Source organism: Streptomyces sp. BJ20 (genome assembly GCF_022869105.1).
Classification (GTDB): Bacteria; Actinomycetota; Actinomycetes; order Streptomycetales; family Streptomycetaceae; genus Streptomyces; species Streptomyces griseoincarnatus.
On record NZ_CP094918.1, the window covers coordinates 1,967,842 to 1,980,765 of the forward strand.

Here is a 12,924-nt window from a genome sequence, read left to right on the forward strand (position 1 = left end):
ACCCCCCACTGACAACGCCGCCCCCTCCTTCGTCCCGTCCCGAGAGGCCGGACGTGGGCGGGAGTCGCACGGCCGTCGACCTCCGCCCGATCCCTCACCCGCCGGCGCGCCGATCAGGTGACCCACGTCACATCCGGATGCTGTCAGGAACCGCGGCGCCGTCTCGTTCAAGGGGCACGCGAACGAGACAGGAGCATCGCCATGAAGCACCGCATCGTCGTACTCGGTGCCGGATACGCCGGGGCCTTCGCCGCCGGGAACCTGGCCCGCCGGCTTTCCCCCGCGGACACCGAGATCACCGTCGTCAACGCCGCGCCCGAGTTCGTCGAGCGGATGCGGCTCCACCAGCTCGCGGTCGGCCGTGACCTCACGTTCCGCAGGCTCGCCGACGTGTTCGCGGGCACCGGGGTGCGGCTGCGTCTGGCGCGCGTCACCGGCGTCGCCCCCGAGCGCAGGACCGTCTCCGTAACCGGAGAGGACGGCGACGGCGAGCTCGCGTACGACACCCTTCTCTACGCGCTCGGCAGCTCCGTGGCCCACCACGGCGTCCCCGGCGTGGCCGAGCACGCCTTCGACGTGACCGGCCTGTCCTCGGCGCTGCGTCTGCGCGAGCGCCTGGCCGGCCTGGACGGGGGCGGCACCGTGCTGGTCGTCGGCGAGGGGCTGACCGGCATCGAGACCGCCACCGAGTTCGCCGAGTCCCGGCCCGACCTCTCGGTCGCGCTCGCCGCCCGCGGCGAGCTGGGCGCCTGGTTCTCCCCGAAGGCCCGCCGCCACCTGCGCCGGGCCTTCGACCGGTTCGGCATCACCGTCCACGAGCACACCGCCGTCGAAGCCGTCGAGCCGACACGGGCGGTCGCCGCCGACGGCACGTCCCTCCCGGCCGATGTGACCGTGTGGTCGGCCGGCTTCGCCGTGCACCCCATCGCGGCCGCCAGCGGCCTGGAGGTCGCCGAGACCGGTCAGATCGTCGTCGACCGCACCATGCGCTCCCTCTCCCACCCGGACGTCTACGCCGCCGGTGACTGCGCGTACGCGATCGGCGAGAACGGCCGACCGCTGCCGATGTCCTGCGCCTCGGCCGGCGTCACCAACATGCAGGCGACCGCCGCGATCGTCGCGCGCCTGACGGGCCGAGAGGTCCCGACCACCGAGTTGAAGTACTACGGGAACCACATCAGCCTCGGGCGGCGGGACGCGATCTTCCAGGTGGTGGACGGGGACGTCCGGGCGAAGTCCTGGTACCTGGGCGGCCGAACGGCCGCGCGGCTCAAGGCGGGCGTGCTCAAGGGGGCCGGGTGGGGCGTCGCCCACCCGACCTTCGGCATGCCGAAGCGCAGGCGCCGCCTGACCACCGTGCCCGACCCGGCCGGTGCGTCCGACCGCGCCGGCGCGAGGACCACCGCCTAGGCTGCCGCACATGGACAGCGCAGCCGTCGAACGCTTCGAGGCCGGCCGGGGCCGGCTGGCCTCGCTCGCGTACCGTCTGCTCGGTTCGGCCGCCGACGCCGAGGACGTCGTGCAGGACACGTTCCTGCGCTGGCAGGCAGCGGACCGCGAACGGATCGAGGTACCGGAGGCGTGGCTGACCAAGGTCGTCACCCACCTCTGTCTCGACCGGCTCCGTTCGGCGCAGGCACGCCACGAGCGCGCGGCCGGCGCCTGGCTGCCCGAGCCGCTCCTGGAGGGCGATCCGATGCTCGGCCCCGCGGACACCGTCGAGCAGCGTGAATCGGTGTCCCTGGCCGTGCTGACCCTGATGGAGCGCCTCTCGCCGGTCGAGCGTGCCGTCTACGTCCTGCGCGAGGCCTTCTCGTACACCCACGCCGAGATCGCCCGGATCCTCGACGTCACCGAGTCCGCGAGTCAGCAGCACGCCCACCGGGCCCGGGTCCGGGTCGCCGCCGAGCGCCGCCGCGGCAGCGAGGAGGTGGACCTCGCGTCCGCGCGCCGGGTCGTCGAGGAGTTCCTCGCCGCCGCCACGTCGGGGCGCACCGAGCGGCTGGTCGCGCTGCTCACCGACGACGTGACGGCGGTCTCGGACGGTGCGGGGCGGGCCAAGCGGCTGCTGCGGCTCACGACGCGCGAGCGCGTCGCCTCCTACGTGCGGGCGGGGTTCAAGGCCACGCCGGTGAAGCGGCGGCTGGCCGGCGGCTCGCCCGTGTTCCACATCGCGGTGCTCAACGGCTCCCCGGCGGTCCTTGCCGTGGTCGACGACCGGGTCGTGGGCACCGTGGTGTTCGACGTCAGGGACGGCAGGGTCGCGTCGCTGTGCGGCATCGCCGCCGCGGACCGGCTCGCACGTCTCGACGAGGCCTGGCGGCAGCACGGGAGCGACGCACCGGTCGTCGCCGCGTGGTGACCGGCGCCCACGGGATCCGGCGACGCGTCCGGACCGCCGACTCCGCCACCACGCACGCCGGTTCGGGAATCGCGCGGTTCGGGGAGCACGTCACCACGGCCAGGAAGAGCGCACGGGGGACGGAAACATCTCATCAGTCCCGCCCGCACCGTCAAACACCTCCCGGCTTCCTGAGCATGCCCGCAGCCGGGTCGGCCGAGTGGTTCAACTTTCATATTATTGACACAAGTTGACTGTGATTCAATTCACCCGTGGAGCGTCTGTCCGCTCGCCTCGCGACACTAAACTGCGAGTAAAGAAAAGATCCGGGTGACGCGTCGGCGCAGCGATTGACCACCGCTGCCTGAGTGCGTGACCGCTTTGCCCTGCTGCGCCGCTTCCGGTCCGGCAGGGGTACGTACGCAGGGGGAGATTTCACTTGACCACGGTCGTAGAGACCCGGCCGTTCGACGTTTCCGTTGATGTGGAGACGCTGGCGAGCCTGACTGCCCGGGAACGTGAGGTGCTGCGCTGTCTTGCCAGAGGTGAGACGAACCGCGTACTCGCCCGGCAACTCGGAATCGCTGAACGTACCGTCCGAGCTCATGTCACCAGTGTGGTGCGCAAGCTGGGCGTGGGATCCAGGTTCGAGGCCAGTCTGCTGGCGTTCCATCATTACGAAGCCCTCACCGAGGAGGCAACCGCCTCCTGAGGCATTGCCGCATATGGCATCGCCGTATATGGCATTGCCGCAAGAGGCAATGGAAGAGTCCGCCACAGACTGGCAGGCTCGACGCCGTTGTTGGCCGCGCGTCGATACACACCCGGAACACCTGACCGGGCGCGCGGCCGTATCCACACCTGGATTACCGTCCTCGGGAGAAAACCCGCATGAACATCAAGAAGATCGTCACCGCCGCCGGTGCCGCCACCGCCGGTGTCGCCCTCTTCGTCGCCACTCAGGGCAGCGCCCAGGCCGCCCCGGCGCAGCCGGCCGCGCCCGTGGCCGCCGCCCAGCCGTCGCAGGGGAAGGCGCCGCAGGCCCTCGCCTCGCTCGTGGGCAAGGCCGCCAAGTCCGTCGGCAAGGCCGCCACCAAGGGGGCCAACAAGGCCACGGCCGTCGGCAAGGGCATGGCCGTGGTCGCGAAGAGCAACGCCGACAACATGCTGTCGCACGGCAGCATCTTCGCCCCTCCGGCCGATCTGCCGCAGGGCGTCTCGGCCGACACGGTCTTCGACCGGTAAGCACCACGTGACGCACTCGTACCGCACCACCAGGAGGGCGGCGCTCGTTGTCGGCGGCGCCCTCCTGTGCGCTCACATGACCATGGCAGCCCTGTCCCAGGCGCCACTCAACCCGGCGAAACTCGTCTACGGCGACCGGGTGGCGGAATACCTCGACCCGTACTTCTCGCAGAACTGGCAGCTCTTCGCCCCGACACCCCTTTCCGACGACCGTGGCGTCCTCGCGAGGGCGGCCTGTGCGGACGGATCGGTGACGCAGTACTACGACGTGTCGGCTCGTGGCGTGCAGAAGGTGCAGAGTTCCCGCTTCTTCCCCTCGCGGGAGAATCGCATCGTCTCCGCGCATCTCCAGAACCTCACCAGCAGCGAGGAGCTCCTCAGGAGAATTCGCCAGCAGCAGACCAACGACAAGAAGCCCCTGCTGCCCCCGCTGCCCTATGAGAAGGCCACCGAGGCCGATTCGATTGAAGGGCTGTCCCGGTACGCCTACGACCAGCTGCCCGCCGTATGCGACGGTGAGACGGAGAGAATCCAGATCCGTATGTACGTGCACGAGTTGCCGCCGTGGTCGAAGCGTCACGACCCCTCCGCCGAGGGGAAAGTCCTGGTGCACGATTTCGCCTGGCAGAAGACGGGGGATCTGCGATGAAGAAGTCCCTCGGAAACATCACCGACCGGCTGGACTTCTGGTCCCTGCGTCCCGTGGCCGTCACCGGTGTCTCGGGAACACGGGTGCTGCTGGGTTTCGTCGGGCTCATGTACTACGTGAGCCAGTACCAGGAACGGAACTACCTGTTCGGCCCCGACGGGGTGCTCCCGCACGAGGACTTCAAGGCACAGCTGACCGGCTTCAGCCTGTACACCCTGTCGGCGTCGCCCTGGTACTTCCAGCTCGTCTACCACCTGGGGATCGCTGCCGCGCTGGCGGTGATGCTCGGAGTCGGCGGCCGGCCCGGACTGGCCGTGCACTGGGCCCTGTTGTGGTCGGTCTACCAGCGGCAGCCGGGTCTCCTGGACGGCGGCGACAACCTCGCGTACGTCGTCATCCCCTTCCTGCTGCTGACCCGCTGCTACGACCGGTTCGCCCTGCCCGTCGGTCTCGCGAGCCGTCTCACCCGACGGGTCCCCGGACACCTGCGGGCGCTGTCCGTGCCGTTCCACAACCTGGGCGTCCTCATGGTCGCGGCACAGATCTGCCTGGTATACGTCGTCTCCGGCCTCTACAAGGTCATGGGTGAGGAGTGGCAGGACGGCACCGCGCTCTTCTACATCATGCGCGTCGCGGAATTCGAGCTGCCCGGCTGGTCGCACCTCGTGTACGAGAACGACGCCCTGGTCGTCCTCGGCACGTACGGCACGGTGGCTTTCCTGGTCTACTTCCCCGTGGGCGTGCTCGTTCCGGCACTCCGCCCCTGGGCGGCCGCCGCATCCATCTGCTTCCACCTGTCGATCGCGTTCTTCATGGGGCTGACCGGCTTCGCCCTGACGATGATCGCGTGCGATCTGGTCTTCCTGTCCGGCGCACTCGACCGTGCGCTGCTGTGGGGCCGGGGCAGGCTCCCCGGGTCCCGGGCGTCCCGGTCGGGCCGGACGTCTCAGGCCGACGCGGCGCCGGCGGACCCCGCGACGGCGGAGCGGCCGAGCGGAGAGAACACGACGCAGCCGTCCGCGCCCCAAGCCGAACTCGTCTGACCGACAGGAGCGACAGACAGCATGCCCACCCCTCTCTGCCTGTTGGGCGGTGCCGGTGTCGAGGACCGGGCCGCCCACGGCCACGACCGGGACCGGTTCGTGGAAATCGGTTCTCTCAGCAAGGTGTTCACGGGAACCGTCCTGGCCCAACTGGCGAAGGAAGGAGTCGTCGGCCTCGACACTCCGCTGGAGGACTGCCTGGAGGAGGTGCCCGCCGGGACGGGCATCACCCTTCGGCACCTCGCCGAGCACACCTCGGGCCTGCCGCGTCTGCCGCCCGGTCCCGCCGGTCCGCCCGACGACCCGTACGCCACCTTCACCGAGCAGGCTCTGCGCGCCTCGCTGCGCGAGCTGGACAGGGTGGCCACGGGCCCGCTGGGCAAGGAGGAGTACTCCAACCTGGGGTACGCCGTCCTCGGGCACGCCCTCACGACGGTCACGGAACGCTCGTACCAGCAACTCGTGGACGATCACGTCCTGCTGCCGCTGGGTCTCGGCGCGGGTGCCGTGACCGCGCTGCCCCCGCAGGAAGGGCGCCTCGTGCCACGGGGGCTGTTCGGCCGGCCCCGCCCCCTCTGGACGCTGACCGGGCCGATCCTTCCGGCCGGCGGGCTGTGGTCCACCTGCCGCACCCTGTCCTACATCGTGGTCGGGCTGCTCGTCGAACGCCGGCTGGGTTCGCCCGCCCCCAGCTGGCAGCGGAGCGCCCCGATCACGTGGCGCAACGGCGCCACGCGCGGCTCGTCCGTCGTGGCCGCCGCGCACGACGACGGCCGCTGGATCGTCCTGCACCGCCTGGGCGCCGCGGACCGCACCGACCGCCTCGCCAGAGATGCCCTCCTCGCGGCTCCCGCGCCGCACGGCGGGACCTGAACACCAACACCACCACCACGAAAGGGCCACGGGAGGCGTCGTGAGGATCACCTGGTTCGCCTGGCTGGCACAGCACGTCGACGAGTTCGGCTACAGCGACGGGCCGTTGCGCGCCTCGATCGGAACGGGCGCGGTGCTGGTGACCGCCGCGCTGTTCTGGTTCGCGCTGCACCGCAACCGGCCCGCCGCCATGGCCGCCGCCGGCCTCACCTGCGCCCTGGGCATCGGATGGCTGGCCTTCCACTGAGAGAAGGACGCTCATGACGGACGCCGTCGTCGTCGGCTCCGGGCCGAACGGTCTGGCCGCCGCGCTCACCCTTGCCCGTGCCGGGCTCCGGGTCGAAGTGTTCGAGGCACATGAGCGCATCGGCGGGGGGCTGCGCACGGAAGCGCTGTTCGACTCCGAGGTGTTCCACGACATTTGCGCGGCCGTCCACCCCATGGCACCGGCGTCCCCGTTCATGCGGTCACTCGACCTGGAGGCGCACGGCGTCGCGCTGCTGCACTCACCCGCCGCCTACGGCCACCCCCTCAAGGGCCGCCCGGCCGCCCTGGCATGGCGCGACCTCGACGCCACCTGCGCCGGGCTCGGCCGGGACGGGCAGCGATGGCGGCGGCTGATGCTCCCCTTGATGGAGCACTCCGCGGACGTGGTGGACCTGATGCTCTCCACACTGCGCACCCCGCCGAACCCGAAGGCCCTGGCCCTCCTGGCCACCCGCCTGCCTGCCCAGGCCCTGCGCGTCGGCGGAGGCCTGCGCACGGAGGCGGCCCGGGCGCTCCTCACCGGTGTGGCCGCCCACGGCATCGGCCGGCTCCCCTCACCGGCGTCCGCGGCCGTCGCCCTGCTGCTGGGGCACCTCGCCCACACCACCGGCTGGCCCGTCCCCCAGGGCGGCTCCCAGGCAATCGCCGCCGTCATGGCCCGGCAGATCGAAGGGCTCGGCGGCCGGATCCACACCGGGGTCCGGGTGAACAGCCTGCGGGACCTGCCGCCCCGCAGACTCACCCTCCTGGACGTCTCGCCCCGCGAACTGGCCCGCATCGCCCCGCTGCCCAAGGGGTACCTCCGCGCACTGTCCCGCTACCGGTACGGACCGGGAGCGGCCAAGGCCGACTTCCTCGTCGAAGGAACGATCCCCTGGGCCGACCCCCGCCTCACCCAAGCCGCCACGATCCACCTGGGCGGGGCCCACGGCACGGCATCGGAACTGGCCCGAGCCGAGACCGCGACGGCCCAGGGCGTGAGGGTCCCGCACCCGTACGTCATCGTGGTCGACCCGGCCGCGGCGGACCCGGCACGGGCCGTCCGCGGCAGAAGACCGGTGTGGGCCTACGCGCACGTACCCCAGGGCGATCCCCGCGACCCCCTGCAGATGATCCGTGCCGCCCTGGAACGCCACGCCCCCGGCTTCACCGACACGGTGATCGCCGAACGCGGCGTGTCGGCGGCCCAGTTGGGCGCGTACAACCCGAACTACGTCGGTGGCGACATCGCCTCCGGCGCGATGACCCTGTGGCAGACGCTGGCCCGTCCCGTCCCGCGCTGGAACCCCTACCGGACGCCTCTGCCCGGCACGTGGCTGTGTTCCTCGGCGACGCCGCCGGGTCCCTCGGTCCACGGGATGTGCGGGTACCACGCGGCCCGGGCGGCGCTGGACACCTGGCCGGAGGCGGACCGGACCGGATCCGCATCGCTGGAGCGGGACGAGCACCGGCTCGGAGGATGACGTCCTTCACGACGTCCGGAACGCCCACCCGGCCAGGCCGCCGCCTCCTTGGCCTCCTGCCGGGTGCCCCGCACCAGCGAGCGGGGCTTGACGAGCCGGTACGCCGTCTTCAGGGGCCGGAGGTCCGACGTGCGGAACTCCGACGGTGCGGGCGGGACTCAACGCGCCGTGCCCGGGCGGCACTCTCCGCCGATGCGTTCACGCGACGGGGCCGTGCAGGTCCGCGCGGACGGTCTTGCCGCTGGGCGGGCAGGGGACGCAGTCCCAGTGGTCGGTGAGGGAGGCGACGAGGGTCAGGCCGCGTCCGGTCGTGCTGAGCGGGTCGGACGCGGCGTCCGTGGGGCGGGGGAGCGGGCGGAGGTCTCCGCGGGCGTCGCTGACCTCGATGCGGAGGCGGTCGGCGGCCGGGTCGAGGACGAGCCTGAGCCGGAAGCAGCGGCCGGGCACGCGGCCATGAAGTACGGCATTGGCGGCGAGCTCCGCGACGACGAGTTCGGCGCGCTCGGTGAGGTCCGGGGAGGCGCCCCGGGAGCGCAGTTCGGTCACCGAGAGGAGCCGGGCGAGACGGGCGCCGCGCCGCGTGGACGACAGCAACTGGATGAAAGTGTGAACGGGCGCGCCGACGTGGGGTGTTGCGTGGTTCATGGCGCCAGAGTGGCGGCCGGACGCGGGCGGGGCGAGTGTGGCGCCCCGTACGGAAGTGAGCGTACGGAGGGGGAAGGCAGGCGGTACGCCGGATTCCCGCGCCGTCGTGTGAGGAACGCAGGAAGGCGGCAGCGGGTTCCCGGTGTCCCCGGAGCACGTCCGTGGCCGGGTCGGCCGAACGGTTCGGTGGTCGGTGGCCAGCGGGAAGCCTTCGCGGCGGCGTGGCGCCTCGGCTGACCCGGGCCGTGAACCGGGCGGGCCGCACCCCGGAGGGGGGTGCGGCCCGGTGGGTGTCCTTGGTGTCAGTTGGCCGAGGACTCGGGGTCCGTCAGTCCTTGGCTGGGGACTGCTGCGTGTTCCGGCCTCTGGGCGGGGGCGGGGACGCGGTCCGTGGAGGAAGGGGCGGCGAAGACCTCATCGAGGGTAGTGGCGTCGATGGCGCGGTCGAACCAGAGATCCAGGAGCGGCATGTCCGAGCAGGTGGTGACGCGCTGCCGGGTCTCTTCCGTCAACGAGAAGCCGCGGCGCTCCATGAGGCGCAGCAACTGCTCGGCCTTTCCGGCCACGCGTCCTATGTTCACCCGGCAGATGGACTCCGTGCTGCGGGTGGTCCGCCCCGACGGTGGCGCCCCGAAGCGTGCCTTGGGGCCGGTCCAGAGGTAGGCGTGGTGGTGCACGGGCTGCTCCCGGAGGGCGGTGCGTCGGCCGGACGCGGGGAGGGACCCGGTCCGGCCGGCGACAGGGGAGGGGAGGGAGGCGGGAGGGTCAGGCGCCGAGGCCGAAGCGGGCCGGGTCGATACCGGCGGCGTCCAGTTCCTCTGTGGTGAACCGCAGTGGCGCTGCGTCCGGCCGCTTGCTGTCGCCCAGCGCCCAGGCGTCCTCGCCGATCCGTGCCAGGGTCACGCACCCTTCCGTACAGGGCCGCCGCGCGCCTTCGTGAACGAGGCGGGTGACGGCGCGGCGCGAGAGGGGAACGCCCCTCGCCTATGCCGGGACAGGGTCCTCGAGCATGTTCAGGGCCTGGCGGGAGAGCAGGCGCTCCGCGGCGTCGTAGCTCCAGCCGCAGTCGACGACGAGCGATCGCCATGCCGACAGCCCCAAGCACAGCCACAGACGGTCCGCCGCACCGTTCACGTCGAGATGCGGAGCCACTGCGCCGATGGAGACCAGGTGCTCCGCGGCTTCCCGAAGTGCCTGGCGGTACTGCGTGACGACGTAGTCCCACACCTCCCGCGCCTTGGCGTCGTTCGCCATGGAGGAGTAGAGCAGGTCGATGGACGGAGCGAAGCGTTCGGTGTTGTCGCGGATGCCGTGCGCCAGGCATGCGACCGCCGAGGCGAGGTCCTCGCTCCGGAACACCTCATCGAGGAGTCCGGTGGTCCGTGAGTCCGCCACGTCCGTGGCCAGGAGGGCGTGCAGGAGTTCCGTCTTGGTCCCCACGCTCGCGTACAGCGTCTTGGTCGCGACGCCGGCCGCGCGAGCGATGTGCCCCATCGTCACCTGTGCGTAGCCCTGCGCGATGAAGAGCTCACGCGCGGCCGCCAGGATGTCCTGCCGGGTCTGAGCCGCGCCCCGCTCACGCCGTGGCGATCGGTAACTGCGGGTCGGTGCGGACATGCCTCCACCTTACCCCGAGGTAAGGGCAGGCGTATTCATTGCAGATGCTGTAACTTCAAAATGGGACTTCCCTTCCGGACGGGGAGACCGCGCACCATGCACCCCTCAACCCGAAGGTTTCGCACCCCATGGACATGAACGCCGGGCGTGACTCACAAGCCGTCGTGGAAACGCGGCTCACCCATGAGACGCACAGACTGGCCACCGGGCTGCTCGTGGACGCCGCCGGCCGCCCCTCCGTGCCTCGCCAAGCGCTCGCGCAGTTGAGGGATTTCCTCGTGGTGAACCTGCGTCACCACCACGAGACCGAGGACGAATGGCTGTGGCCGCTCATCCTGACCGCGGCGCCCGATGTGAAGCGCGCACTCGACGACCTGAGCGAAGAACACGAACGTCTGGACGCCGCGCTCGACCGCCTCGCCGGCATCGGCCTCACCGGCGCGAAGGACCATGACGGCGGCCATCTGGACGAAGACGACCGGCACGCACTGCGCGAGGCGGCCGTCGCGGTGCGCGACAGCGTGCGCGACCACCTGGACCACGAGGAACCCGTTCTGTTCCCCGCCCTGCGGGCGCACATCACGCCCGCGCAGTGGGCGGAGTTCGCCCAACAGGTCATCGCCACCACGCCCCCGGTGGCCGGGCATCTGATGATCGGCCTCCTCGACGAAGTGGGCACACCGGCCGAGGTGGAGTCGATATTCGTGAACATGCCGGCGCCGGTGAAGTCGCTGCTGCCCGCCCTGCGCGACCAGGCCGCCGCCGACCTGCGAGTGCTGCGAGGTACCGGCTCGTGACGGACACACACCTCACCTGGATGGACACGGCGTACGAGGCGTTCACGGGCGACCTGACCGTCGCGGTCGCCTACCTCACCCCCGCCGGAGGGGCGGTGGTCACCAGCGTCTCACCGGTAGGGCTCGCGAACCGGGCAGCCAACCAGGTCAGCTTCACCACCTCGCTGGGCTTCCCGAAGAAGCTGGAACGCATCCTGAACAACCCCCGCGTCGCCCTCGCCTATCACACGCGCACGCACGGATTCGCCGCCCACAGCCACTACGTCCTCGCCCAAGGCAAGGCGTCGGTGGACCTTCAGCCCTCGGCACAGCGGCTGGCAGAACTGATGGACGCCACAGAGCCGTTCCTCGGGAAGACCAAGCACGGAAGAGTGTGGGACTGGCTGCTGCGCGAATACCACCAGGAGCGCGTCTTCGTCGACGTCGGCCTGGAACGCATCACCACCTGGCCCCACCTCTCGGCACACGGACCGGCCACCGTGACCGGCCCGTCCTGGCCACAGCACCCCGCCGGACAGCGACCCCCGAAGAACGGCACGACACCCCGGATACCCGTCTCCCGGCTCGCCCGGCGGATCGCCGCCCTCCCGCATCGTCTGCTGGCGTACGAGGGGGCCGACGGCAGCCCCGTCATCCTCCCGGTGACGGTCACCGGACACGACGAGACCGGGCTGCGCCTCGGCGCACCACCCGAACTCCTGCCACCAGGCGGACGCCGAGCGGGATTCCTCGCCCATGCGTTCCGGCCGCAGTGCGTCGGTGTGAGCATGCGCACCGCCACCGGCTGGCTGACCGTCGACGACGGAGAGGCGTTGTACGCCCCCCACACATCGGTCGGCATGGCAGCGCCGCCCAGCAGGACGGTCATGACCGTGGCCAACGGCCTGCTGGCCAAACAGGGACTGCGCCGCGCACGACGCAACGGCACCACCGCGCACCTGCACAGCCTCGCGGCCGGCGTCCGCCCCGGCGCGTAGCCCGGATTCCGGAGCGACCTGAAACCACGTGAGGGTGACAGCTGCGTGGAGGTCGCGATCGCCGAACAGGCGGTTCACGTCCGGGACTCCAAGGATGTGACCCGCCCGTCCTTCGCCGTCGGCCGTGAAGACTGGGGGCAGTTCGTGCGGTTCGCGTCGGAACGCTGAGCGACTTCTGGGCGCGCCGTCCGCTTGAGTGGCGGGCGGCACGCCCTCACCGTGTCTCGTTCGCGGGGCCGTGCCCGAGGGCCGCGCGGTCGATGAAACGGTCACCGAGATCGCCCGCACGAGCGGTCCGCGTCTACGTGTTGAAGGTGTCAACACACTGCTCGCGCGTGAACTTCGCAGGCGTGTACGAAGTTGGGGCCCGGGTGGGCGTGACGTCGGTCCCCCTACTCCCCGAGCGAAGCCACCGCCTCCTCGTAACCCCCCGTCGGCGGAGCCGTGTCCGGCCCGTACACCAGGTTCAGCACCCCCGTGCCGAACGTCTCCGACTTCAGCAGCTTCAGCGGGATGGAGGGCTCCCCCTCGTCGAACAGGCGCATCCCCTTGCGCACGGCGATCGGGTGTACGAGGAGCTGCAGCTCGTCCAGCAGCCCGGCCGCGAGGAGCTGCCGGATGACCGAGATCGAGCCGCTCAGCCCGATGTCGCCGCCCGGTTCCCGCTTCAGCGCGGCGGCCACCTCGGCCACGTCACCTTGCGCCTGCTCGGAGTTGCGCCACTGGAAGTCGAGAGGGCTGCGGGAGAACACGATCTTCCGCATGTCGCCGAGCTGCTTGGCGAAGCCCGCGTCCTCCCCTCCCGCCGCCTCCCGTTCCGGCCAGGCGCCGGCGAAGCTGTCGTAGGTCACGCGGCCGAAGAGCATGGTGTCGGCGTTGCTGAGACCCGCGCCCACGGCCGCGCCCATCTCGTCGTTGAAGTACGGGAAGTGCCACTGGTCGGGCGCCTCGACGACGCCGTCGAGCGAGATGAACACGCTGGCCACGATCTTGCGGGACATGGGGCC

The 12,924-nt window shown here is 71.2% G+C and carries 17 protein-coding genes; 12 read left to right on the forward strand and 5 right to left on the reverse strand.

Annotation, left to right across the window (positions count from 1 at the left end):
• Positions 1-201: 201 nt before the first annotated feature.
• The 9 genes from MTR79_RS09040 to MTR79_RS09080 all read left to right on the forward strand — a co-directional run bounded on the left by MTR79_RS09040 (position 202) and on the right by MTR79_RS09080 (position 7,881).
• Positions 202-1,410 carry an FAD-dependent oxidoreductase gene (locus MTR79_RS09040; RefSeq protein ID WP_244789698.1) on the forward strand — a complete coding sequence of 403 codons (1,209 nt, stop codon included), beginning with the start codon at positions 202-204 and terminating at the stop codon, positions 1,408-1,410.
• Between the two features lie 10 nt (positions 1,411-1,420).
• Complete coding sequence (locus MTR79_RS09045; RefSeq protein WP_244789699.1) at positions 1,421-2,362, forward strand: sigma-70 family RNA polymerase sigma factor; 942 nt, start codon at positions 1,421-1,423, stop codon at positions 2,360-2,362.
• A gap of 418 nt (positions 2,363-2,780) precedes the next feature.
• A complete protein-coding gene (locus MTR79_RS09050) occupies positions 2,781-3,053 on the forward strand; it encodes a helix-turn-helix transcriptional regulator (RefSeq protein ID WP_244789700.1) in 273 nt (90 codons plus the stop codon).
• A 179-nt stretch (positions 3,054-3,232) separates the two neighbouring features.
• Positions 3,233-3,586 (forward strand): hypothetical protein, encoded by a 354-nt coding sequence (locus tag MTR79_RS09055; RefSeq protein ID WP_048456059.1) that lies wholly within the window; start codon positions 3,233-3,235, stop codon positions 3,584-3,586.
• A gap of 76 nt (positions 3,587-3,662) precedes the next feature.
• A complete protein-coding gene (locus MTR79_RS09060) occupies positions 3,663-4,235 on the forward strand; it encodes a DUF5819 family protein (RefSeq protein ID WP_189363381.1) in 573 nt (190 codons plus the stop codon).
• Complete coding sequence (locus MTR79_RS09065) at positions 4,232-5,278, forward strand: HTTM domain-containing protein (RefSeq protein WP_244789701.1); 1,047 nt, start codon at positions 4,232-4,234, stop codon at positions 5,276-5,278. The genes MTR79_RS09060 and MTR79_RS09065 overlap by 4 nt, the downstream gene beginning before the upstream one ends.
• Before the next feature lie 21 nt (positions 5,279-5,299).
• Complete coding sequence (locus MTR79_RS09070) at positions 5,300-6,151, forward strand: serine hydrolase domain-containing protein (protein ID WP_244789702.1); 852 nt, start codon at positions 5,300-5,302, stop codon at positions 6,149-6,151.
• Between the two features lie 40 nt (positions 6,152-6,191).
• Positions 6,192-6,398, forward strand: a complete 207-nt coding sequence (locus MTR79_RS09075) for a hypothetical protein (protein WP_086698708.1) — start codon at positions 6,192-6,194, stop codon at positions 6,396-6,398.
• 13 nt (positions 6,399-6,411) lie between these two features.
• Entirely contained in the window at positions 6,412-7,881 is a 1,470-nt protein-coding gene (locus MTR79_RS09080; RefSeq protein WP_244789703.1) for an NAD(P)/FAD-dependent oxidoreductase, read from the forward strand.
• Between the two features lie 198 nt (positions 7,882-8,079).
• On the opposite strand, the gene MTR79_RS09085 is transcribed toward MTR79_RS09080, so the two are convergent.
• The 4 genes from MTR79_RS09085 to MTR79_RS09100 form a co-directional block, all read right to left on the reverse strand.
• On the reverse strand, positions 8,080-8,526 hold the full coding sequence (locus MTR79_RS09085; protein ID WP_244789704.1) for an ATP-binding protein: 447 nt from the start codon (positions 8,524-8,526) through the stop codon (positions 8,080-8,082).
• 302 nt (positions 8,527-8,828) lie between these two features.
• Positions 8,829-9,203 (reverse strand): hypothetical protein, encoded by a 375-nt coding sequence (locus MTR79_RS09090; protein WP_244789705.1) that lies wholly within the window; start codon positions 9,201-9,203, stop codon positions 8,829-8,831.
• Between the two features lie 88 nt (positions 9,204-9,291).
• Positions 9,292-9,429, reverse strand: a complete 138-nt coding sequence (locus MTR79_RS09095) for a DUF397 domain-containing protein (protein WP_244789706.1) — start codon at positions 9,427-9,429, stop codon at positions 9,292-9,294.
• An 81-nt stretch (positions 9,430-9,510) separates the two neighbouring features.
• Positions 9,511-10,143 carry a TetR/AcrR family transcriptional regulator gene (locus MTR79_RS09100; protein ID WP_189363387.1) on the reverse strand — a complete coding sequence of 211 codons (633 nt, stop codon included), beginning with the start codon at positions 10,141-10,143 and terminating at the stop codon, positions 9,511-9,513.
• A gap of 128 nt (positions 10,144-10,271) precedes the next feature.
• Here MTR79_RS09100 and MTR79_RS09105 point away from each other — a divergent pair, with 128 nt between their 5' ends.
• From MTR79_RS09105 to MTR79_RS09115, 3 genes are read left to right on the forward strand one after another with little or no spacing between them, the layout of a single operon-like run.
• Positions 10,272-10,940, forward strand: coding sequence for a hemerythrin domain-containing protein (locus MTR79_RS09105; protein ID WP_244789707.1), 669 nt, complete (start codon positions 10,272-10,274; stop codon positions 10,938-10,940).
• Entirely contained in the window at positions 10,937-11,917 is a 981-nt protein-coding gene (locus tag MTR79_RS09110; protein WP_244789708.1) for a hypothetical protein, read from the forward strand. Before MTR79_RS09105 ends, MTR79_RS09110 begins: the two co-directional genes overlap by 4 nt.
• An 18-nt stretch (positions 11,918-11,935) precedes the next feature.
• Positions 11,936-12,085, forward strand: coding sequence for a DUF397 domain-containing protein (locus tag MTR79_RS09115; protein ID WP_244793095.1), 150 nt, complete (start codon positions 11,936-11,938; stop codon positions 12,083-12,085).
• A 224-nt stretch (positions 12,086-12,309) separates the two neighbouring features.
• Here the strand turns inward: MTR79_RS09115 and MTR79_RS09120 are convergent, their stop codons facing one another.
• Positions 12,310-12,918 carry a dihydrofolate reductase family protein gene (locus tag MTR79_RS09120; RefSeq protein ID WP_048456052.1) on the reverse strand — a complete coding sequence of 203 codons (609 nt, stop codon included), beginning with the start codon at positions 12,916-12,918 and terminating at the stop codon, positions 12,310-12,312.
• Positions 12,919-12,924: the final 6 nt, after the last annotated feature.